This is a genomic window from Thalassococcus lentus (genome assembly GCF_028023555.1).
Lineage (GTDB): Bacteria > Pseudomonadota > Alphaproteobacteria > Rhodobacterales > Rhodobacteraceae > Thalassococcus_A > Thalassococcus_A lentus.
Map to the genome: position 1 here is coordinate 394011 of NZ_JAQIOY010000001.1, position 23522 is coordinate 417532.

Here is a 23522-nt window from a genome sequence, read left to right on the forward strand (position 1 = left end):
TTGTTCGCAGCGTATCCTATTCGCGTAGTTCGCCGGGCTTTACCCCCCACAGGGCTTCTTTGCGGGCCCAGCCCTTATAGCCGCCAGCCGTCAGGCGGCACCATTGAGGTTGGCATTCACCCAAACGTGCGATGACGCCCATGGCCAGTCGGGCGGTTTCAGGGCTGTCCATGGTTGGCCTGATGTGAAGCGCCAGAAGATCCTTTTCGACGATCACTGTACGCACACCGGACAGAAGGGAATAATGGACCCAACCGCCTGCTCCGTCACGGTCCTGAACCCGGCGCCAATGACCGTGCTCGGCGGTGATTTGCAAAGGCATGTCACGGCGTTTGTAGACCCAGTCTATTCTATGGCTGAGCGATGGGCCGCGACGCACATTGCCTTCCGAGGCTTTCATCGAAACAAAGCGAGGCAAAGGCAGCTTGGTCACGCTTCCACGGTCCTGTCCGGCAGACACCGCCCCCGCAAATAGCGCAAGCACCAGCCCAATCGACAAAGCAATCCGTTTCATAATTCTTGTTGTCCTGCTCGAATTGTTGGCGAGGTTCTTGTGCCTCGTCCGTTGATGTCGCAGTTTAACGGCAAGAGATTGGATCACAAACAACCGGGAGCCCGCTGTGCCATCAAAACGTCTGAGTGTTGTCGTCACGCGACGCTTGCCCGAAGTGGTCGAGACGCGCCTGAAAGAACTGTTTGATGTGCGCCTGCGCGATGAAGACGTTCCGATGACCCGTGCGCAGTTGATCGAAGCCGCGCAAGAGGCCGATGTGATCGTACCGACGATCACCGACAGTCTGGATGCTGGGCTGATCGGTCAGATGGGTGATCGATTGAAACTGATCGCCAATTTTGGTGCCGGTTTTGACCACATCGACGTCGAGACCGCGCGACAGCGTGGCATCCTTGTCTCCAACACGCCGGGTGTCGTGACTGACGACACTGCTGACATGGTGATGGCATTGATGCTGGGCGTCACACGCCGGATTCAGGAAGGTCTTGGTGTCATGCAGGAAGGCCGTTGGGACGGCTGGGCACCCACGGCCTTTTTGGGTGGTAGGCTGGGTGGTCGCCGTTTGGGCATTCTGGGCATGGGCCGTATCGGTCAGGCCGTCGCGCGCCGTGCATCTGCGTTTGGCATGCAGATCCACTATCACAATCGGCGTCGCCTGAGGGCTGAGACCGAAGAGGCGTTGGAGGCGACGTATTGGGACAGTCTCGACCAGATGGTCGCGCGAATGGATGTCATCAGTGTAAACTGCCCTTCGACACCCAGTACTTATCATTTGCTGAATGCCCGGCGATTAAAGCTGCTCAAGAACACGGCCGTGGTCGTGAATACGTCACGGGGCGAAGTCATCGACGAAAACGCTCTGACCCGCATGCTCAAAGCTGGCGAACTGGCTGGTGCGGGTCTCGATGTCTACGAACACGGGATCAAGGGAAACCCGGATCTGCGCAATATGCCCAATGTCGTGATGCTGCCCCATATGGGGTCAGCCACACAGGAGGGTCGTGTCGAGATGGGTGAAAAGGTCCTGATCAACATCAAGACATTCGCCGATGGTCATCGGCCGCCGGATCAGGTGGTTCCGTCGATGCTCTGAACTGTGCCGCTCTTGGCAGTCTCGATATCGTGCAAAACGTCCTGGGCCAGACCCATCCAATCCAGTGCGCGTTCCAGTGTTGGCAGCACTTCGCAGCGCAGTTTGCCTGATCGGCGCACTTGTGATGCGTAGTCCAGCAACAGTGGATACTGGCCCGTGTCATCGCTGACCAAAGCAATTTCCCACGGTTCTTCCATTTCCTCACCATCGGCCACGATGATGTGCGCAACCGAAGTCATTCCGTCAAAATAGGCGCGCAGGCCTTCAAGATGGCGCAGGTCGGCCAACACGAACCGAACGTGATGAGCGCCGGGCATTTTGCGAAACTGATGGTAGTTGTCTGCGACATCTGTCGCAGTAATGACACCGGAGTGATCCATGTAGAGCAACCGGTGTTCATGCATGATTTTGCTGATGATGGGCACAGGTCTGGTCTTCCGCAAATGTTTGGCGGGCACTACGCCCGCCAATCCTTAGTTAAGCGTCTTTATAGCTAATCTCTTTGACGTCTTTTCCAGTTTTTTCACGGCGGACAACCAGCCTGTTGAGCGCGTTGATATAGGCCTTTGCAGAGGCAACCACTGTGTCGGTGTCAGCCGATTGACCGGTGGCGATCATGCCGTCTTCTTCCAGACGAACGGTTACCGTTGCTTGGGCATCGGTGCCTTCGGTCACGGCATGAACCTGGTACAGTTGCAGCCGCGCGGCATTCGGGTGCAGCATACGAATAGCCTTGAACGTCGCATCAACCGGACCATCGCCCTGTGAGGTGGCGCTCACTTCCTTGCCATCGATCTCCATTTCAAGATCGGCAGTCGCCGGACCACCTGTGCCGCAATGAACGGACATGTTCACCAGCTGAAGGCTATCGGTTTCTTCATCGGCAGTGGCAGACACAAGCGCAAGAATGTCATCGTCGTAGACCTCTTTCTTGCGATCAGCCAGTTCCTTGAACCGTACAAAGATGTCCTTGAGTTGGTTGTCACCGACTTCGACGCCCAATTCCTTGAGCTTGGCCCGCAGCGCGGCGCGGCCGGAATGCTTGCCAAGTGGCAAGGATGTTCCGGCAATACCCACATCTTCTGGACGCATGATTTCAAACGTCTCGGCGTTCTTCAGCATCCCGTCTTGATGGATGCCGGATTCATGCGCAAAAGCGTTTTTGCCGACAATTGCCTTGTTGAACTGAACCGGGAATCCAGCAACCGTCGCAACCCTTCGTGAGATGTGCATGATCTTCTTGGTTTCGATCCCGGTGGTGAAGGGCATGATGTCACTGCGGGTCTTGATGGCCATGACCACTTCTTCCAGGGCGGTGTTGCCCGCCCGTTCACCCAAACCGTTTATGGTGCATTCGATCTGACGCGCCCCGCCTTCTACGGCGGCCAAGGCGTTTGCCGTGGCCATGCCAAGGTCATTGTGACAATGCGTGGCGAAAACAACATCAGGCGCGCCGGGGACCGTTTCGATCAGGCGCTTGATCAGATCAGCCGACTCTCGCGGGGCGGTATAGCCCACTGTATCCGGGATATTGATCGTTGTGGCACCGGCCTTGATGGCGATTTCGACAACCCGGCAGAGGTAGTCCCATTCGGTGCGTGTTGCGTCCATGGGCGACCACTGAACATTATCGCACAGATTGCGCGCATGGGTGACCGTTTCGTGAATCCGGTCTGCCATTTCATCCATCGTCAAGTTTGGAATCGCCCGATGCAGTGGGGATGTCCCGATAAAGGTATGAATGCGTGGTTTGCCAGCGTGTTTGACTGCTTCCCAGCAGCGGTCGATATCTGGCAACTGTGCGCGGGCCAGCCCGCAAATCACGGCGTCCTTGGATCGTTCAGCGATTTCGGACACGGCGCGGAAATCACCCTCGGAGGCGATTGGAAAACCCGCTTCGATAATGTCCACACCCATGTCGTCCAGCAGCTCAGCGATCTCGAGCTTTTCATCATGGGTCATGGTTGCGCCCGGGCTTTGTTCGCCATCGCGCAAGGTCGTGTCAAAGATGAGCACGCGGTCTTTGGTTTGATCAGTCATGTCGGTGTCTTTCTTGTCTTCTCAGGTTCACTTGGCGCGATCACGTATCCTCTGAGCGGACGCGCCAGGAACGGCACGCTCAGAGGCGTGTTAGGAGAAGACGCAGGCCAAGCGCAAGCGGCGCCTGAAGGCGCTGAGTGTTTGCGGTATGGCGGATCATTGTCATGGCCTGCACTATACGCAGCAATTCCTAAATGAAAACCCGCTTTTCACGCGGATTTCCGCGCTTGTGGCCACCACGCCTTTGCGCGTTGATGCGCAGTCGGGCATAGTGTTGGCAGGGCAAGGCAACCAATTACCAAAGCAGGGCAATTTCATGATCCGAGTGCTGCTAACCATGTTGGCGTTTGTCGCGCTGCCATCCGGCGTTTTCGCCGAACGCGACCAGAGTAAAGCGTACTTCTTTGGCAATTCGCTGATCAATCACCTGAGCGAAGACGCGGATCATACCAATGTCCCACATTGGATCAATCAAATGGCCAAGGCGTCGGGCAGGCAATTCTCGACGGACGGTCAGTGGGGGTTTCTGCGGAACTTTGCAGACGGTTTGCCGCCAAGCGCGAACTGGTCCTTTCCGGGAGTCAGGGGTGCATGGTCGCCTGATCGGAATGCCTTTGGCGAAGCAGAGTTTGATGCCGTTGTCGTGGCACCGGCCAACTTTATTCAATATCAATTGCCTGACGTTCCCTATGACGGCGACAATCCAACCGGCGACAGCCCTTTGACGGCGTTGCTGCGGTTGTTTGATTGGACCACCAAAAATTCCCCCGGCTCTCGGCTTTACGTTTACGAAGGCTGGGCCGCCATGGGCGAGGTGACCGGTTCGTTTCCACCAAACGCGGCCGCGTTTGAACGCTATCTCGCGTTCAACGCAGATCAGCATGTTGGCTGGTACGACGAGCTTGCCGAAGATATTGCAAAGGCCCGTCCCAATCTTGTCGTGAGACGCGTGCCAACCGCCCGGATACTTTCATCACTGCTTGCCGAAGGGGGTCAGCTGTCCGGATTACCCTCGGAGGTGTTTTTCACAGACGATGCCCCGCACGGGACTGAATCGCTCTACCTATTGGTGGCTATGATCACATATGCCGCCATTTTCGAGACCCCACCACCTGCTGATTGGCAACCGCCCGCAACGATGCATCCGGATCTGGTGCAAGCCTATCCGCAAATTGCCGGGTTGATCTGGGAGGCCATGCCAGAAACTCCGCAAGAGGCCGCGCAAGCGGTCGCGGTTGAACAAGCCGTGGCGGAGCAAGCCGAACAGGCACCCTTGCCCGAACGACAGCCCGTTGCGCTGCCGCCTCGTGGTATTCGCCCGGATGGGGCACCGGCCCTTGGGATGGGGTTGAACGGCGTGGCCGACTGGTCGACTCAGCATCCCTTCATCGATCTGATGAAAACCGCCCGGGACTGGGTGGGGCATTTACCCGATCAGTGGGGTGGGTTTACGTCTGAGCAGCTGCGTGCCGGCGGGCACCTTGATGAAAATGGTTGGCCTATCGCGATGCCCGAAGGCGTGGAGCGCCTCGAAGCAGTTTTGCTGACGGACCAGCCTGAAGAGGCAGAACACCTGCGCGGCGACTACGTGTTGCTCTACGACGGGACCGGAGAGATTGAGCTGTCTGGCCGCGTTCGGCGGGTGCGGTACGAACAGGGGCAGATCACCTTTTCCTACGCGCCGGGCGATGGATTGGTTGGCGTCGTTATCAAGAAGATTCCGGAAAACGATCCCATCCGGAACATTCGAATTCTGAGACAGGATCATATCGATTTGCATGAGGCAGGCGTGCTGTTCAATCCCTTGTGGGTCGAGCGCATTCGGGACCTCCGGTCGGTCCGTTTCATGGACTGGATGATGACAAACGGATCTCCAATTCAAAGCTGGGAAGACCGTCCGCGCCTGACCGACGCCAATTGGACCACTTGGGGTGTTCCGCACGAGGTTATGATCCAGCTGGCCAACCAGATCGGTGCAGACCCTTGGTTTACCATGCCGCACCTTGCGGATGACGTTTATGTCAGGCGGTTTGCCGAGGCCGTCAAAGATGGACTCGACCCCGGTTTGAAAGCCTATGTCGAGTATTCGAACGAGGTTTGGAACTTTATTTTCCCGCAGGCGGTTTGGGCCGGGCAACAGGCTGAATTGCGCTGGGGCGAATCTGAAACTGGATGGATGCAATTCTATGGTTTGCGGGCTGCGCAGGTCATGGATGTGTGGACAGACGTTTTCGGCAGCGAGGTATCTGATCGTTTGGTGCGGGTCGTGTCGACGCACACGGGATGGCCGGGTCTGGAAGAAAGCATTCTGGAGGCTCCGTTGGCTTTTCTGACGCTTGGACGTGCTCCGAGCGAGAGCTTTGATGCCTATGCTGTGACGGGCTACTTTGGGTACGAAATGGGCGGCGCTGAAATGGCTCCGATCATGACCGAATGGCTGGATCGGGCCGAGGCTTTGGCCGAAGCAGAAGGTCGCCGTCAGGGGTTGCGACGTGTGGCGCTTCGGGAATTTGTGAAGCAGAACCGATTTGAAGCAGCCATCGCCCCTGTTGCGCTTGCTCTGCAGGAAGGATCACTTCAGGAGCTCACGCAGGAAATCTTTCCCTACCATGGTGCAGCAGCCCGCAAGGCAGGTCTTCGGTTGGTGATGTATGAGGGTGGCACCCATGTTGCCGGCCATGGCGCTCAGGTCAACGACGAGCGGCTGACCGACTTCTTTACAGAGTTCAACTACACGCCCGAAATGGCAAAATTGTATGAGTTTCTTTTGACAGGATGGGTTGAGTCGGGAGGGACGTTGTTCAACGCATTCGTGGACGTTGCGCCGGCGACGCAATGGGGCAGTTGGGGCGCGTTGCGCCACTTGAACGATGCCAATCCGCGTTGGGATATGCTGATGGCGTTCAATGCTTCGGCACCGACCGGATGGGAGCAGCGCGAAGCGTCAGTCTTTGCCGATGGTATCACGCGTATTGCAGGTTCCGGAAACCAAAGGTTGCAGGGCACCAGTCAAGAGGACGTGCTGATCGCCGGGTCCGGAAATGACACACTGATTTCCAGCGGCGGGTCGGATCACATGCATGGCGGCACCGGGCAGGATCGCGCCGTGTTGCCCGGTGTCAGCAATGACTATGTGTTTACCCGGGAGGGCGAGCAGTTGATTGCGGATGGACCGCGAGGTCGGGTGACATTGACTGCGATTGAAACCCTTGCCTTTGAAGGCGCGCCCAATCAGTCGGTCCCGGTTTCAGAGTTCTGAACGCGCTCTTGCGCTATGGCGATTTCCTGAACCAGCGTTTCGGCCCCTAGGGATGCGCGGTAGTGGGCCTCGACATGCGCGCGGCCCGCTTGTGAAAAGCGCATCATCGCATCGGTGTCGCCGATCAGTTCGCGAATGGAGCGCGCCAGTTCCGCCGGTTTCTTTGGTTCGACCAGCTTGCCTGTATGACCGTCTGAAATCAGTTCTGCGACACCGCCTGCATTTGTCCCGATGACGGGAACACCCATGGACATTGCTTCCATATAGGCAACGCCGAGAGGTTCATGCCAACTGGCGAGCACAAACAGATGCGCGTCGTTCAGCTTTTGCTTTACGGCTCCGGCATCAATTGCGCCCAAGAGTTTGACATGATCCTGCAAGCGTAGCTTTTTCAGATGCGCCTCAAGCTCGGATCGGTAACCCGTGCCTCCGGCGTCATCCTCACCGGCAATTTCAAGTCTGACATCGACACCCTGATCCAAGAGTTGGCGCATGGCACTCATGAGATCCTGATGACCTTTCACGACGTTCAGACGCGCGCAGGAAAAGAGCTGAACCGGCCTGCCGTGTTCGGGCGGGGTATATTTTGATGCCCGGCGCAACACATCGGTGTCGACGCCCATCGGTCTGATTGGCAGTCGGTCTGGCAAATCTCCGGGCAATGCCTGCTGCATTTCACCCAACAGCTTTTGCGTGATGATCGTCGCAAAAGATGCGCCGCGCCACTTAAACGCTTGTCCAGCACCATAGTCGGACAGAGGCCCGTGAAGGGTCAGTGAATAGGGCGCGCCCCCCATTTTGCGGGCAAGTGCAGCAACCAAGGCGGCGCGGCCACAGGAATGAACGTGGATGTGGTCGAGCGCGTGTGTGCGGCAATGGGCCAACAAGGCCTCTGCGGCCGGCGTTGCAATCATGGCATCACGTGAAAAGCTGAACCCTTCCTTGAACATCCAAAGAGGAAGGCCCCTTGGCAGCAGCCGGGCCAGACCGCCTAACGCAAGACCGGGATTCATGCGGCCCAGATAGGTGGTCCGCGCCATGGCCTCATTTGACCAGTCGTGGGCAATCAGACCCTGAGGAGGTTTGCGTGTGGAAAGTACATGTACGTCATGCCCCATCGCTTCCAGCGCCAAAATTTCGCGCCAGAAAAAGATGTGCGTTTGTCCCGGAAATTGCGGGACAAGGTAACCGATCCGCATGGGGTGCGTCACGAAAGCCTTCCTGAGGTGTGTTCAAATTGATGCAAGTAACAGCAGCCCTTGTATATTGCTGGGCAGTTTCATTCTTTGGCCATAGTTAACTGCAAACAGCCTCGCCCAGAGGTATGGGTTTTTTGTAAGGTGTGGCCGCAGTGGTACGGCTGCCGGAAGGTAAGGGGCACAATTCATGGAGCCGGTGACGGTTATCCTTCCTGCCAGCAATGAAGAATCGCTGATTGGCGATTGTCTCGATGCGGTTTTGGCTTCGAGCTGGTCACGCATTGATTCCTTGCAAGTGGTTGTTGTGGCCAACGGGTGTACAGACCGCACCGCCGAAGTCGCACGGACCAGAACCTCCGATTTCGGAGGGCGTGGATGGTCACTTGAGGTAATCGAACTGGCACAAGGCAGCAAGATCGCAGCCCTGAACGCCGGGGACGCAGCCGCGCGGGGCGCGACCCGGATTTATCTGGATGCCGATGTCGTCGTCAGTGCGCCATTGCTTGAACAGATTGCCGGTGTTCTTGATGTGTCCAAGCCGCGCTATGCTTCTGGACTCGTTGAAATGACAGCACAGGGCTGGATCAGCAGAGCCTACGCAGGGATTTGGCGACAGGTTCCCTTCATGGCGGAATGTGTGCCTGGTTGTGGCGTCTTTGCCGTGAACGCACCGGGCCGCAAGCGGTGGGACGAATTCCCCAAGATCATTTCCGACGATACGTTCGTCAGGCTAAATTTCACGCCAGTTGAACGGATTGGAGTTGCCGCAGGATATACGTGGCCGATTGCCGAAGGGTTCCGCAATCTGGTGAAGGTCCGGCGACGTCAGGATGTCGGAGTGGATGAAATAGGCCGCGCATTCCCGGACTTGCTAAAGAATGACGACAAAGTGCCGATGTCAAAACGCAAGACGCTGGGTATGGCGCTGCGCAATCCGGTTGGCTTTGCGGTTTACACAGGCGTTGCCTTGATCAGCAAACTGACCCGCCACCGCGCCAAGGGATGGAGTCGCGGTCGATGAACGCTTTGATGGATAAATTCCGCGGCGGATCGCTGGGTGCCCGAGTTTTGCGATCATCTGTTTTGACCGTTGGGGGATTTGGCTTCAGTCAGGTCATCAGACTGGCATCGAACCTGATCCTGACACGCTTGTTGTTCCCGGAAGCGTTTGGATTGATGGCGCTTGTGATGGTGTTTCTGATGGGACTGGGGCAGTTCTCGGATGTTGGGGTGACACCGGCCATCCTCCAAAGCAAACGGGGTGATGACCGCGCGTTTCTGAATACCGCATGGACAATACAGGTCATGCGGGGTTTTGCCCTGTGGCTGGTGGCTTGTGCGGCCGCCGTCCCGATGGCGTGGATTTATGATGAACCGATGCTCGGGCAGATTTTGCCGGTTGCGGCGCTGACCCTGTTGATTGCCGGCTTTAAACCAACCCGTATGGACACGGCCAACCGTCATCTCATGTTGGGGCGCGTGACAGTGCTGGACATGGTGACCCAACTTTCAGGCGTCGTGGTTGCGGTTCTTTTGGCATGGTGGACCGGATCGGTCTGGGCGCTGGTTGTGTCCGGTGTCGTGGGCAGCATTGTCGAAGTGTTTATCAACTCGGCCTTCCTGCCGGGTGAGCGCAACAGGTTTCGGTGGGAAAAGGCGGCTGCGCGCGAGTTGATCAATTTTGGGAAATGGGTCTTCCTCGCGACAGTTTGCGGGTTCGTGTTTACGCAGTCTGACAAAATCCTGATTGGTAAATATCTGCCTTTGGATGTCTTTGGCGTTTACAACATCGGGTTTTTCCTTGCGGCGTTTCCGATGCTGCTGGGCGGTATTGTGACCCGCAAAATCCTGATCCCGATTTATCGCGAAACCCCCCCGACCGAGAGCCGCGAAAACTTTCTTCGTCTTCGAAAGATGCGCTTTGCTGTGACAACGCTGTTGCTATGTATGGTTACGGTCTTTGCCTGTCTTGGTGTCTGGTTGGTCGACCTCATGTATGACCCACGCTATGCGATGGCCGGTGCGGTTGTCGTCTTGCTGGCCTGCGCCCAAATACCCATGCTGATTGTGCAGACCTATGATCAGGCTGCGCTGGCAGCGGGCGATAGCAGACGGTTTTTTGTACTGGCCTTGGCGCGTGCCGTTCTCATGGTCGTATGTCTTTTGATCGGGCTGGAACAGGCCGGGTTGATTGGTGCGTTGATCGGGCAGGGTGTTGCCTTTGTCTTGGCCTATCCGGTCGTTGTCTGGCTGGCGCGGCGCATGGGTGCCTGGGATGGAATCCACGACGTGATTTTTGCCGTTTTGGGCCTATGTGCTGCGGCTCTCGCTGTTTGGCTGAACTGGTCCGAGATTGTGGCTTTGGCGGGGAAAAGCGCTGGGTAGCTCCCGGTTCCAGAATTGCAACAATTCTGCTAGAGATGGCTACTGTTAACTAGTGGGCACCAGTTTCCTGAAATTGCCCCATAGAACAGGCCTTTTGTGGGGCGGATACCTAAAAATCGCCGCATTTTGCGCGTATTTCAACTCTAGGGGTTGAGTGTGTAGAAGGTGGCGGGATGCGGTTAGCATGACCAGTGACGTTTCAAACTCCTACGGCGATTCTGATATCGCCATCGTTGGCATGGCCGCGCACCTACCCGGTGCGCCGGATATCCATGCCTATTGGCGCAACCTGCGCGATGGTGTTTCATCAATCAGAAGGCTGTCTGACGATGCCTTGAGAGAGGCTGGTGAAGACCCCGGTCTCATGCGGCATCGCGACTACGTTCCTTTCGCTGCGCCGCTTGATGGCTTTGAGATGTTTGACGCCGAGTTCTTTGGCTTCTCACCCAAGGAAGCAGCGATCATGGACCCGCAGCACCGCCAGTTTCTGGAAACTGCGTGGGAAGCACTGGAAACCGCAGGTCACGTCCCGGAAAATTTCCCCGGTCAGGTTGGCGTTTTCGCGGGCTGCGGCATGGGCAGCTATTTCTACTTCAACGTCTGTTCGAACCCTGATCTGGTGGAAAACACCGGCATGTTCCTGTTGCGCCATACGGGCAATGACAAGGACTTTATGACAACCCGGCTAAGCCATGTTCTGGATTTGCACGGGCCGTCGATCAACCTGCAAACCGCATGCTCCACTTCGCTGGTCGCCACGCACTACGCCGCGCAGGCGCTGCTGAATGGGGAATGTGACATGGCCATCGCCGGTGGCGTCACGATCGAGCTGCCCCAGGGTCGCGGTTATCTCTACAAAGAGAACGAAATCCTTTCGCCTGACGGTGCGTGTCATGCATTCGACCACAGGGCACAGGGAACCGTATTTGGATCCGGTTCCGGTGTCGTGGTTTTGCGGCGCATGGCTGACGCAGTTGCCGACGGTGATCACATATGGGCAGTCATCAAAGGTACGGCTGTCAACAACGATGGCGCACAAAAAGCCGGGTACCTTGCGCCTTCTGTCGATGGGCAGGCGCAGGCTGTTGCCGAGGCGCAGGCAATTGCCGGGATCACGTCTGACACGGTCGATTATGTGGAATGCCACGGCACAGGCACATATCTGGGCGACCCGATCGAAGTCGCGGCTCTGACCCAAGCCTTTTCTGAAAGCAGCAGTGCGCTGGGCCATTGCCGGATCGGCAGCGTCAAGACCAACATCGGTCATCTGGACACAGCGGCAGGCGTTGCCTCGCTGATCAAAACGTCGCTTGCGCTTCATCACAAACAGATGCCGCCGTCGCTTGGATTTGAAAAACCAAACCCTGCGATCGATTTCGAAAATTCGCCGTTCCGCGTCAATGACCGGCTCGCAGAATGGCCGGCCAACGACCATCCGCGCAGAGCGGGGGTGAATTCACTGGGCGTGGGTGGTACAAACGCGCATGTGATTGTCGAGGAGGCACCGGAACGGGCGTTGTCTGCGCCCAGCGATTGGCCATTCCAGATTCTGACGGTTTCTGCTCGGTCCAAGGCTGCGCTGGATGGCAATGCCAAGGCTCTTGCTGATCACCTTCGCGCACATCCTGAACAGAACCTTGCAGATGTTGCCTGGACCTTGAAAGAAGGCCGGCGCGCATTTGAAAAGCGTACGGTTGTTGTAGCCGAAAGTCATGAAGAAGCCGCGCGGCTGCTGGAAGACGGAGATGCGCGCCGCGTTCACACACACACTGCGCTCGATCGCCCCGAGGCCATATTCATGTTCCCCGGAGGCGGGGCGCAGTACGCGGGTATGGCGCGCGACCTCTACGAGACCGAGCCGGTCTTTGCCGAATGGATGGACCACGGATTGGCGCATCTGTCGACACTGACAGATGTTGACATCAAAGCCTTGTGGTTGCCGAACAGCGCCGATCAGGCCTCTGCGGATGAAACGCTTCAAAAGCCCAGCCTGCAGTTGCCGCTGATCATGATCGTCGAATATGCGCTTTCGCAGCTTTGGCAAAGCTGGGGTGTGAGTCCAGCCGCATTGGTTGGCCATTCCATGGGCGAAAACACCGCCGCTTGCGTTGCCGGTGTAATGTCTTTCGAGGATTGCATCGGGTTGGTTCATCTGCGTGGACGCCTGTTCGACACGGTCCCTGCGGGTGGGATGCTTTCCGTTGCATTGCCGGCCGAAAAACTGCGGCCTTTGCTGGGGGATGATCTCGATCTGGGGGCTGAAAACGGCCCTGAATTGTCGGTCGCATCGGGACCACAGGCAGCATTGGACGCGCTGGAACAGCAGCTAAAGTCTGACGGGATCGACTGTCAGCGCATTGCAATCAACATTGCCGCGCACAGCCGTATGCTTGAGCCGATCCTCGATGATTTCCGGGCCTATTTGCGTTCGATCCAATTGAATCCACCGCAGATTCCGCTGACTTCAAACCGCACCGGCGAGACGATGACCGATGCGCAGGCGACAGACCCTGACTATTGGGTCGAACACCTGCGCGGAACAGTGTTTTTCGCCAAATGCATCGGAACCCTTGCGCAGGACAACCGTGTGTTCTTTGAGGTTGGACCGGGCAAGGCTCTGTCGGCTTTGGCGCGTCAGCATGATGCGGTGTCGGCCAATCAGGTGCTGAGCTCATTGCGCCATCCACAGGACGCCATTGCAGACGACAAGCATATGTTCGAAGTGCTTGGCCGATTGTCGGCCTTGGGGCTCGACATAGACTGGGATCAGATATGGGGTGATGCGAACAGGCTGCGCGTCGTGTTGCCAACATATACCTTCCAGCGCGCGCCCTATTTTATTGAACCGGGAAAAACATCGGATCAGCCTGCCCCTCAGTATCTGATGCGCAGTGATGAAATTTCTGACTGGGGCTGGAAGCCGGTTTGGCGTCCACGTTCGGCGCAGGTCGAGGTGGATGTGGCGAACGCGTTGAAAGATGCTGATCCGCAAACCTGGCTTTTGTTCATGGACGATTCCGGCATCGCGGAACGGGCCTCACGGCATTTGCAAGATGCCGGGCACCGCGTGGTTGAGGTGCGACCGGGCGACAGTTTCCAAAAGCTGACCGACACACGCTACATTATTGCGCCCGAGCGCGGGCGCGAGGGGTACGACACGCTCATTCGTAACCTTTTGGATGATGGCGTTATGCCGACGCGGGTTGGGCATTTCTGGTTGGTAACAAAGGACCACGGCCACAGACCGGGTTCGAGCTTTTTCCATCGCTTGCAGGAACACGGGTTCTATTCGCTGCTATTCCTTGCGCAGTCGATCGCTGATGAAAACCTGCCGACGCCGCTGCATGTGTCGGTCTTTACAAACGGTGCTGCAAGGCTGCGGGATGAACCGCTGGCCTATCCCGGCAAGGCGACAATCGCAGGCCCGGCCCGCGTGATTCCCCGGGAATTGCCGGGCGTCACAATTGGCACATGCGACATAACCCTACCGCAGATGCCCGAGGCGTCCTTCTGGACCAAAAGCAGTTTGGAGCAAGCACATTCGGATTCGCTCGATGCGCTTGGTTTGCGTGTGCTCGAAGAGCTTTGCGCAGAGCCTGCTGATGTGATCGCCGCATTGCGCGGGGATCGCAGGTTCGAATGCGCAATGAAACAAGTCGCACTCCCGGATGAAACACCCGCGCTTGAGGCCGGGACTTATTTCATAACCGGCGGCTTTGGTGGCATTGGCCAGAGTATCGCGATGCAGGTCGCGGCCAAGGGCGCAAAACTGGTGCTTGTCAGCCGAAATGGCCTGCCTGAACGCGCGGACTGGATCGACCATCTGGCGCGTCATGCCCCGCAGGATCGAACGTCCCTTCGTATTCGTGCGGTGCAAGATTTGGAAAAGGCGGGCGCCGAGGTCTTGGTCGCCGCTGCGGATGTCTGCAATCTCACGCAGATGCGCCGCGTTAAGGACCAGGCCGAGGCGCGATTTGGATCAATCACCGGTGTGATCCATGGTGCTGGTGTGATCGCCGATGCGCCACTGCTGACCAAAACACCAGCCAGCATCGAAGACGTCTTTACGCCAAAAATTCATGGCACCGAGGTGTTGGGTCAGCTTTTCCCGGATGGTTCGGTCGATTGGATTGCTCTGTTCAGCTCGTCCTCGACGGTAACGGCACCTGCCGGGCAGGTCGACTATGTGGCGGCTAATGAATACCTGAACGCATTTGCGCGTGCGCGCAGCGGCGACAGAACCAGGGTTGTGGCGATCAACTGGGGTATTTGGAACGAAGTGGGTATGGCCGCCGAAGCCGTTGCCGCACGCAGTGGTGATTTGCCCAAGGCACCGATCGAGCCGGTTGATTTACCAATGCTGGATTCCAAGAGCTTTGACGAAAATGGCAACCGGGTCTTTTCGGCTGAATATTCCGCAGCGGATTGGTTCATTGACGAGCACCGGACCAAGGCTGGTGATGCCTTGATACCGGGAACGGGATATCTGACCTTGGCGGCCCATGCGCTGCGGGCGCACCGTGAAACCGGCCCCTTCGAAATTGGGGATCTGGATTTTCTGCGGCCTCTTCGTGTGGCCGATGGCGCGGCCCGCGATGTGAAGGTCCGGATGACCCGCAGTGACCGTGGGTATGGGTTTGATGTTCTGGCCGACGCGACTTTGAATGGCCGCAGAGGCCACGCTTTGACTGCGCAGGGGCGTTTGCGATTGCTGCCCATGAAGCGTCCGGATCAGATTGATTTGGCGGCCATCCGTGCCCGCTGTGATGCGCCCGTGGTCGCACAAGGCGGCAAGCTGGCCGCTGCGCAAGAAGTTATGCTCAATTTTGGATCACGTTGGAAAGTGCTCGACGCGCGCGCACTGGGAACCGGTGAAGGCATCGCCGACCTGTCGCTGCCCGCAGTCGCGCAAGACGACGGATGCCTGATTCACCCTGCCTTGATGGATATCGCAACCGGCTGGGCAATGGAGCTTATTGACGGCTGGCAGCCGACGCATCTGTGGGCACCTGTGCGTTATGGACGGGTGCGTGTTCATGCCGATTTGCCAGACCGGATCGTAAGCTGGGTGCGCAACGCCGCCGAGAACAAGGCCGACAACGAAACAGCCAGTTTCGACATCACGCTTTGTGATGAAGACGGCAATGTGATGATCGAAGTGATGGGCTTTACCATCCGCAAGCTCGACAATCTTGATATCCTCAAAGCAGCCCCGCGTTTGACAGCTGCCGAAGTGGAATTCGATGAAGCAGGCGCAGCGCAGCCATTGTCACCCGCCGAAGAACGTCTGGCGCATAACCTGTCCCAAGGCATTCTGCCGCAAGAAGGGGTTCAGGCCTTTACCGCGGCGCTTTCCATGGGCGAGCCGCAGATCGTCGTGTCGTCGATGGATATTGATGCGCTGACCAGACAAACGGCGGCCAGTTCGGCCGAGAAAGACGCCGGTCAAACCTTTGAACGCCCCCAGTTGGAAGGTGACTATGTTGCGCCGGAAAATGACATCGAACGTACCCTTGCCGGATTCTGGGAAGAGTTGCTGGGCGTTTCGAATGTCGGCGTTGAGGACAGCTTCTTTGATCTCGGAGGGCACAGTCTGATCGCGGTTCGACTGTTCGCCAAAGTCAAAAAGACGTTCCGGGTCGACTTCCCGATTTCTGTTTTGTTTGAAGCGCCGACAATTCGCAAATGTGCCGAACTGATCGCCGAACAAACGGGCTTTACGGGTGATGCGGACGAGGCTTCGGTTGATGCCGGAGGCGAGGCTCAGCCGCAGAAGCGGTTCAAACATCTGGTTGCGATGCACGATGGTGACGGTGGCCCGCGCCAGCCGTTTTTCCTCGTGGCGGGGATGTTTGGCAATGTTCTGAACCTGCGTCATCTGGCGCATCTGCTTGGATCGGATCGACCATTTTATGGACTGCAGGCCAAAGGCCTGTATGGCGGCGAAGAACCCCATGAAACGATTGAAGAGGCGGCCAGCGCCTACATCGAGGAAATGCGCAAAGTGCAACCCGAAGGGCCCTACATGGTTGGCGGCTTTTCGGGTGGTGGGATCACCGCATACGAAATTGCCCACCAACTCGAAGCGCTGGGTGAAACGGTTTCAATCGTTGTCATGCTTGATACGCCATTGCCCAAGCGTCGGCCCTTGTCGCGAATGGATCGGATGTTGATCCAGCTTCAACAAGCAAAGGCAAAGGGGATCCTGTATCCGCTGATCTGGGCCAAGAACAGGATCGTTTGGGAATTTGTAAAACGGCGCCAGAACGAAGAAACGCAATCCGAAGGCGCGTTCCACAACGCCGAGATCGAAGCTGCGTTCTACCGCGCTATCGCGGCTTATGATGTGCGGCCTTGGGGCGGACGCCTGATGTTGTACCGTCCGCCGCTTGTCGGGACATGGACGGTTTCCAACGGGGCCATGGTGAATTCCGAACGGACCTATGTGACCCATGACAACGACTGGGGTCTCTACACACCGCAGATCGAAGTTCTCGAAGTGCCGGGTGACCACGACTCGATGGTGCTTGAGCCAAATGTACGTGTTCTTGCCGGGTTGATGCGCGAAGCAATCGAAGCCGCCGAGGCTGGCATAACGACACGAGGAGAGGTGGTCGCCTTTCCGACGCACGCGGCTGAGTGAATCTGATGGCCAAGCTTCTTGTCATATCCCTCAATTACCGAACACCGGTCATGACCCTGCGATCCGTGGATGCAGCGCTGCGGGCAATGGAGGGCTTGGATGCTGAATTGGTGATTGTCGACAACGACAGTGGTGACGGTTCGTTTGAACTGATCGAACAAGAGATCGCGACCAAATACCCAGACGCCCCGGTGCGTGTGCTCCAGTCGCAGCACAACGGTGGTTTCGGTGCGGGCAATAACGTCGGCATTCGCGCAGGGTGGTCCGACGGTTCCAAACCGGACTATGTCTATCTTCTCAACTCGGATGCTTTCCCGGCACCTGATGCTCTGCAAAAACTTTTGGAGCATCTCGAAACACATCCCGAAGCGGGTTTTGCGGGTAGCTATATCCACGGCGAAGATGGGGATGCCCATGTCACCGCGTTCCGGTTTCCGTCAGCCCTGTCAGAGCTGGAAGGTTCCGCGCGTTTTGGGCCTGTATCGAGGCTTCTGAGAAACCATCAGGTGCCACTGGCCGTGCCGGATGAAACCACCCGGGTCGATTGGCTCGCGGGGGCGTCCCTGATGATGCGGCAGACGGCGCTAGATGCCATCGGACTGTTTGACGAAACGTTTTTTCTGTATTTCGAAGAAACGGACCTGTGTCTCAGGGCCGCTCGGGCCGGACATGAAACGCACTATGTTCGCAGCAGCGAAGTGGCACACATCGGGTCTGTTTCGACAGGTATGAAGACATGGCAGCGGGTCCCCGGTTTTTGGCTGGACAGCCGCTGGACATATTTCACCAAGAACCACGGACGGGCCTATGCCGTTCTTGCGACCCTACTGCATGCAGTGGGCGGCGCTATGTGGCGTATCCGGCGCGTCTTGCAACGCAAGCCGGCCGCAGATCCACCGCATTTTCTGCGTGATCTGCTTCTACACGACCTGAAGGCATTTTTTCGGCCCTTGCCGGGAAAGCAGCGGGCGGTCCGCCCGTTCACAGGACAAACCGCGACTGAGACAGGAACGGAGTAACGATCATGGCGACGTTTTCGTGCGTAGTAATTGGCAACGAATCTCTGCTCGTTCAGTGCAGCGAACAGCTTTTGGAACGCGGCAATTCCATTTCTGCCGTCGTGACCCGGAACCCAGATTTGCGGGGCTGGGCCAAAGATCGTGGTTTGCGGGTCGAAACACCAGGCAAGGATCTGGCTGAACGCCTGGGGGATGTGTCGTTCGACTGGTTGCTGTCAATCGCGAACCTGATGGTTATTCCGCAGGACGTGCTGGACCTTGCAGCCAAGGGTGCGATCAATTTTCATGATGGGCCATTGCCAAAACATGCTGGTTTGAACGCGCCGGTCTGGGCCTTGGTCGAGGGAGAAACTCAGCACGGCATCACATGGCATATGATCGAAGGTGGCGTGGACGAAGGCGACATTCTGGTCACGCGCAGTTTCGACATCAGCGCAAACGATACTGCGCTCACGCTGAACACCAAAGCCTATGAGGCCGCGATCCAGAGCTTTCCAGATTTGCTGGCCCAGCTTGAGCGAGATGCCCTGAAACGCCTTCCTCAAGACCTGAGTCAACGCACCTATCATGCGCTTGCGGACAGACCGGGAGGTCATGGCCTGCTCGATTTTGCGAGGCCAGCAGCCGAGCTGGCACGTCTGGTGCGGGCGTTGGATCACGGACCGTATTGGAACCCGCTTTGCACGCCCAAGTTCAAGGCAGGCTCGGCCCTATATAACGCAAGGCATGCGCAGATCACGGAAAGCCACGCGCCAGCGGGCAACGTGCTGGATGTGACTGCCGACCATCTTACTGTGGCCTGCGGCGAACACGCGGTTGTCCTGAGCGGGCTCGAGACGCTGGAAGGTCAGGCCATTGATCCCAAAACTGTGGCACAGGCAGGCGATCAATTGCCTTTGATTGATGCCGAGTTGCTGGATCTTGTGGGTCGGGCAAGTGGCCGGATCGCTGCGCATTCGGGTTTCTGGCGTGAGCGTCTGGCCAAGCTTGAATCTGTTTCGCTTCCCGGGATCAAACCTGTTGCAGACGCATCGCTGTGCGACGTGCCGCTGCCATTGCAAATCGAACAGGAAGGCATCGCGCAGCTCGTTGCCTTGATTGGGCGGGTGACCGGGCAGTCCGCTTTTGATGTTGCGGTGTCAAACACGGATCTGGCGGAAATTTCAGATGCTTCGATTGTGGCACCTTGGGTGCCGGTTCGGATCGAAATGCAAGGTTCACTGAGCGAGATCCGTTCCGATTGGGAACAGTCTTTGAGTGTCGTGCAGAAACGCGTGGGTTTCGCCACTGACATCGCAGCCTGTGCACCCGAATTGGAGAGCCTTGCGCCGCCGGCTGTTGGCATATCGTACAACGGAACGCCGATTGTCGGGACTACCATGACCATTGCGTTTTCCGAAGGTGCGGCTGAGCTTCACTATAACACCACTGTTCTGAGCGAAGCCGAAGCGAACCTTTGGGCGGCTCGGATCAATCTCGTGGCTGCAGCGCCGGTGGCCGGATCAGTTGCTGACATGCCGGTCTTGCCGGATTCAGAAAAAGACGCGGTCTTGCTGGGCTGGAATGCAACCGAGGTTGAGCGCGATCAAACGCTCACCATGCACAGGGCGTTTGAAGCGCAGGTGGACAAAACGCCTGATGCAATCGCGCTGGTCTTTGAGGGGCAAAGTCTTAGCTATGCCGATCTGAACGCGCGGGCCAATCGCGCTGCGCATCTACTGCGCAGTATGGGCGTTGAGCCGGGCAAAGTGGTCGGGCTCTGCTGCCGCCGATCCGTCGATCTTATGGTGGGTGCTTTGGCCATTCTGAAAGCAGGTGGCGCCTATCTTCCAATGGATCCGAGCTATCCGGCCGACCGTTTGCACCATTTTGTCGAGGACAGCGCGGCGCCCGTGATTGTAACTCAGGCCGCCGTAGAAGCGTCCTTGCCCCGGCATAGTGCCGATGTGCTGGTTTTGGACGCTGAACCACGTCTTGCAACGGCCCCGGTTGAAAATCTGCCAGACACGGCCACGGCAAACGATCTGGCCTATCTGATCTATACGTCGGGCAGCACTGGCAAGCCAAAGGGCGTCATGGTCGAACATGGCAATGTGCTGAACTTTTATTGCGGTATGGATGCTGTTGTCCCGCACAGTGAGGGTGGCACCTGGCTGGCTGTCACATCGTTGTCGTTCGACATTTCCGTGCTGGAATTGTTCTGGACGACTGCGCGTGGCTTTAAGGTTGTTCTGACGTCGGACGAAGATCGTGGCCTGATCTCCAAGGGGCCCATGCCGCTGTCGGATCAGGGGATGGAATTCTCAATTTACTATTGGGGCAACGATGATGGTGTAGGCCGGGACAAATACGGTCTGCTTTTGGATGGCGCAAAATTTGCCGATGAAAACGGCTTTGTCGCTGTCTGGACACCCGAACGGCATTTCCATGCATTTGGTGGGCCATATCCCAATCCATCCGTAACCGGCGCTGCGGTTGCCGGTATGACAAAGAACATCGGTGTGCGCGGCGGATCGGTTGTCGCCCCATTGCACCATCCGGCCCGGATCGCAGAAGAATGGTCTGTGATCGACAATTTGACCAATGGTCGGGCTGGAATGGCGATTGCTTCGGGATGGCAGCCCGACGATTTTGTGCTCAGACCGGAAAACACGCCCCCGGAAAACAAGCCTGCGATGATCGAGTCGATCAAGACGCTGCGCAAGTTGTGGGCCGGTGAGGCAGTTGGCTTTCCGCGCAAAGACGGGACCATCCACGAGGTGGTGACACAGCCGAGACCCGTTTCAAAAGAACTGCCTGTCTGGGTAACGACCGCGGGCAATCCGGCCACTTGGAAAGAGGCTGGTCAGCTTGGATGTAACGTGCTGACGCATTTGCTGGGTCAGTCGATTGACGAGGTTGCGGGAAAGATCAAGATTTACCACGATGCGCTGCGCGAGGCAGGGCATGATCCGGCTGACTTTACCGTCACTCTGATGCTGCACACCTATCTGGCGGAAACGCGTGAAAAGGCCAGAGAAGTCGCGCGCGGCCCAATGAAGGACTATCTCAATTCTGCGGCCGGACTGATCAAGCAATACGCATGGGCATTCCCCGCCTTCAAACGCCCTGAGGGTGCGACCAACGCCTTTGATCTTCAGCTGGACGGTTTGGAGCCGGATGAGTTGGACGCGATTCTGGATTTCGCGTTTGAGCGTTATTTCAATGACAGCGGTTTGTTTGGCACGGTCGAGGACGCGCTTTCCCGAGCAGAAGATCTGAAAAGGATCGGTGTTTCGGAAATTGCCTGTCTGATTGATTATGGGATTGATCGTGAGACCGTACTTGAAGGTCTGAAACCGCTCGCGCGTGTGGTGCAACAGGCCAACGTTGCCCCAGAACTGGCTGATGACGATTTTTCGATCGCTGCGCAAATCGTCCGTCACAAAGTCACGCATATGCAGTGCACGCCGTCCATGGCCCGAATGATTGCCATGAACGACGAAGCACGTTTTGCACTGAGCCAGCTTGATCATCTCTTTTTGGGGGGTGAACCGTTGCCGGGTGCGTTGGTCGATGAATTTGCAGCGATCACTAAGGCAAGCGTTACCAACATGTATGGGCCGACAGAGACAACAATCTGGTCGTCGACCGAGACGGCTGTTTCAGACGATGCCGTGGTCAACATTGGTCTGCCTTTGGCGAACCAATCGCTCTACGTTCTGGATGAAGATCGTAAGCCTGTTGGTGTCGGGCAGGAAGGTGAGCTGTGGATCGGTGGTCAGGGTGTGACCCGCGGCTATTGGAATCGTCCGGAACTCACAGCCGAGCGTTTCCAGGAGAACCCGTTTCACGCCGGCCGCATCTATCGCACGGGTGATTTGGTAAGAAGGCGTGTGGACGGGCGGATCGACTATGTCGGCCGTGCAGATCATCAGGTCAAACTTCGGGGTTTCCGGATCGAACTCGGAGAGATCGAGGCCGTGCTGGAATCCCAAAGTGGGGTGACCCAAGCGGTCGTCATGGCGCGCGAGGATGTTCCCGGTGATCTACGTCTTGTTGGCTATTACACCGGCGCTGCCCAAAATGAGGCTGATCTGAAAAAAGCCATGGGCGCCGCGTTGCCAACATTCATGGTTCCGGGTCGCTTTGTTCAGTTGGACAGCTTTCCTTTGACCCCGAACAAAAAGGTGGATCGAAAGGCATTGCCTGCGCCACAAGCAGTCAAGCCCGCACAGGCGGCCCCGATCGTTCGGGCTGTTGTGCAACCGCCGGCCAATCCCAAGGTTGGTGCGCCCAGTGCGGATACGGCTGACCTCGCGAATGCGATCTCGGATATCTGGTCTCGGTTCCTTGGGGTGCAGGGCATCTCAGGTCGGGATAATTTCTTTGAGCTTGGTGGCCATTCACTGCTGGCGGTTCAAACGCATCGGGCCATTCGGGAAGAACTAGGCGCGAACCGTTTGTCGATCACCGACATTTTCCGGTTCCCGGTGTTGTCAGATCTGGCTGAACGCGTCGCCACGATGGTCGATGCCCCCAAGGCGCCGGTACCGGTTGCGTCTACCGGAGCCTCGGTGTCTGAAACCGCTCCTATGAATGATCGGGCGCAGTCTCGTGCCGACGCAATGGCGCGCCGTCGCGCCATGCGCGCGCGCCGCAGCGCGTGACCAATGCCAGTCTGAAAGCTTTGGTAGACCGGGCCAAACAGCCCGGTCTTGCCTTTGGCGTGGCTGGGCCAGATGAATCGGCACCGCTCTATCCGCAGGAAGCAGCTTGTCTCACGACAGCTCGAGATGCGCGGCGTGTTGAGTTCACTTTGGGTCGGCTGGCTGCACGGCGCGCCATGCGTTCGCTTGGTGCGCGGCTTGGAGCAATTCCAATGGCACCGGACAGATCACCGATTTGGCCGGAAGGATTGGTGGGCAGCATCACACACAGTGATGGCTTGGCTGTTGCTGTCGCGGGTTATTCAAAAGACTGGCTCGGGCTTGGGATCGACCTTGAGCCAGCGACCGGTCTGGAGGTTGACCTGATTGACGAAATTGCCCGTCCAGAGGAACGGGCGGATCTTGGAGACCAACGCCCGTTGGCAGCCAAAAGGCTGTTTTCCGTAAAAGAGGCAGCTTACAAAGCGCAGTATCCCATCACAGGTGTGTTGTTCGGATTTCATGCGCTGCGTGTTTCGTGGGCTGACGGGGCCGCGCATTACACGGACCATCCTGAATGTGCCGGAATTATGGCAGCCGATCGCAACCGAATCTTGCCAATAAGGCAGTGGTGCGATGACGGCTTGATCCTGTCACTTAGCGCGATTCCCCGCTAACCAGCCAAATCGTCGGCGAAAACCGGCTGATTTCCTGTAAACATCTGCAAATATGGCGAAATTGT

General features: G+C 57.4%; 12 protein-coding genes. 8 read left to right on the forward strand and 4 right to left on the reverse strand.

Annotated features, from left to right (window positions below; all coding sequences use genetic code 11):
• Nucleotides 1-16: 16 nt before the first annotated feature.
• The gene (locus PFY00_RS01990) at nt 17-514 is read right to left on the reverse strand and encodes an SH3 domain-containing protein (protein WP_271430836.1); all 498 of its coding nucleotides are present in this window, start codon (nt 512-514) and stop codon (nt 17-19) included.
• 106 nt (nt 515-620) lie between these two features.
• Here PFY00_RS01990 and PFY00_RS01995 point away from each other — a divergent pair, with 106 nt between their 5' ends.
• Nucleotides 621-1607, forward strand: coding sequence for a 2-hydroxyacid dehydrogenase (locus PFY00_RS01995; protein WP_271430837.1), 987 nt, complete (start codon nt 621-623; stop codon nt 1605-1607).
• Here the strand turns inward: PFY00_RS01995 and PFY00_RS02000 are convergent.
• Both PFY00_RS02000 and PFY00_RS02005 read right to left on the reverse strand, forming a co-directional pair.
• Nucleotides 1583-2032 carry a hypothetical protein gene (locus tag PFY00_RS02000; protein WP_271430838.1) on the reverse strand — a complete coding sequence of 150 codons (450 nt, stop codon included), beginning with the start codon at nt 2030-2032 and terminating at the stop codon, nt 1583-1585. The genes PFY00_RS01995 and PFY00_RS02000 overlap by 25 nt on opposite strands.
• Before the next feature lie 52 nt (nt 2033-2084).
• Nucleotides 2085-3647 carry a 2-isopropylmalate synthase gene (locus tag PFY00_RS02005; protein ID WP_271430839.1) on the reverse strand — a complete coding sequence of 521 codons (1563 nt, stop codon included), beginning with the start codon at nt 3645-3647 and terminating at the stop codon, nt 2085-2087.
• 316 nt (nt 3648-3963) lie between these two features.
• Between PFY00_RS02005 and PFY00_RS02010 the strand changes: the two genes are divergently transcribed.
• Entirely contained in the window at nt 3964-6906 is a 2943-nt protein-coding gene (locus PFY00_RS02010) for a calcium-binding protein (RefSeq protein WP_271430840.1), read from the forward strand.
• Here PFY00_RS02010 and epsE read toward each other — a convergent pair.
• Complete coding sequence (gene epsE / locus PFY00_RS02015; protein WP_271431443.1) at nt 6879-8105, reverse strand: exopolysaccharide biosynthesis GT4 family glycosyltransferase EpsE; 1227 nt, start codon at nt 8103-8105, stop codon at nt 6879-6881. The two genes, PFY00_RS02010 and epsE, sit on opposite strands and share 28 nt — an antisense overlap.
• A 187-nt stretch (nt 8106-8292) precedes the next feature.
• Here epsE and PFY00_RS02020 point away from each other — a divergent pair, with 187 nt between their 5' ends.
• The 6 genes from PFY00_RS02020 to PFY00_RS02045 all read left to right on the forward strand — a co-directional run bounded on the left by PFY00_RS02020 (nt 8293) and on the right by PFY00_RS02045 (nt 23457).
• Nucleotides 8293-9126: a glycosyltransferase gene (locus PFY00_RS02020; RefSeq protein ID WP_271430841.1), complete on the forward strand. Its 834-nt coding sequence runs from the start codon at nt 8293-8295 to the stop codon at nt 9124-9126.
• On the forward strand, nt 9123-10490 hold the full coding sequence (locus PFY00_RS02025) for an oligosaccharide flippase family protein (protein ID WP_271430842.1): 1368 nt from the start codon (nt 9123-9125) through the stop codon (nt 10488-10490). Before PFY00_RS02020 ends, PFY00_RS02025 begins: the two co-directional genes overlap by 4 nt.
• Nucleotides 10491-10674: 184 nt before the next feature.
• A complete protein-coding gene (locus PFY00_RS02030; RefSeq protein ID WP_271430843.1) occupies nt 10675-17133 on the forward strand; it encodes a type I polyketide synthase in 6459 nt (2152 codons plus the stop codon).
• Between the two features lie 5 nt (nt 17134-17138).
• A complete protein-coding gene (locus PFY00_RS02035) occupies nt 17139-18152 on the forward strand; it encodes a glycosyltransferase family 2 protein (RefSeq protein WP_271430844.1) in 1014 nt (337 codons plus the stop codon).
• A gap of 5 nt (nt 18153-18157) precedes the next feature.
• Nucleotides 18158-22801 (forward strand): MupA/Atu3671 family FMN-dependent luciferase-like monooxygenase, encoded by a 4644-nt coding sequence (locus PFY00_RS02040; RefSeq protein WP_271430845.1) that lies wholly within the window; start codon nt 18158-18160, stop codon nt 22799-22801.
• Complete coding sequence (locus PFY00_RS02045; protein ID WP_271430846.1) at nt 22798-23457, forward strand: 4'-phosphopantetheinyl transferase family protein; 660 nt, start codon at nt 22798-22800, stop codon at nt 23455-23457. The genes PFY00_RS02040 and PFY00_RS02045 overlap by 4 nt, the downstream gene beginning before the upstream one ends.
• Nucleotides 23458-23522: the final 65 nt, after the last annotated feature.

Coding starts and splice junctions, on each gene's coding strand:
- PFY00_RS01990 (WP_271430836.1), bottom strand. CDS start 514: ATGAAACGGATTGCTTTGTCGATTGGGCTGGTGCTTGCGCTATTTGCG.
- PFY00_RS02005 (WP_271430839.1), bottom strand. CDS start 3,647: ATGACTGATCAAACCAAAGACCGCGTGCTCATCTTTGACACGACCTTG.
- PFY00_RS02010 (WP_271430840.1), top strand. CDS start 3,964: ATGATCCGAGTGCTGCTAACCATGTTGGCGTTTGTCGCGCTGCCATCC.
- epsE (WP_271431443.1), bottom strand. CDS start 8,105: ATGCGGATCGGTTACCTTGTCCCGCAATTTCCGGGACAAACGCACATC.
- PFY00_RS02020 (WP_271430841.1), top strand. CDS start 8,293: ATGGAGCCGGTGACGGTTATCCTTCCTGCCAGCAATGAAGAATCGCTG.
- PFY00_RS02025 (WP_271430842.1), top strand. CDS start 9,123: ATGAACGCTTTGATGGATAAATTCCGCGGCGGATCGCTGGGTGCCCGA.
- PFY00_RS02030 (WP_271430843.1), top strand. CDS start 10,675: ATGACCAGTGACGTTTCAAACTCCTACGGCGATTCTGATATCGCCATC.
- PFY00_RS02035 (WP_271430844.1), top strand. CDS start 17,139: ATGGCCAAGCTTCTTGTCATATCCCTCAATTACCGAACACCGGTCATG.
- PFY00_RS02040 (WP_271430845.1), top strand. CDS start 18,158: ATGGCGACGTTTTCGTGCGTAGTAATTGGCAACGAATCTCTGCTCGTT.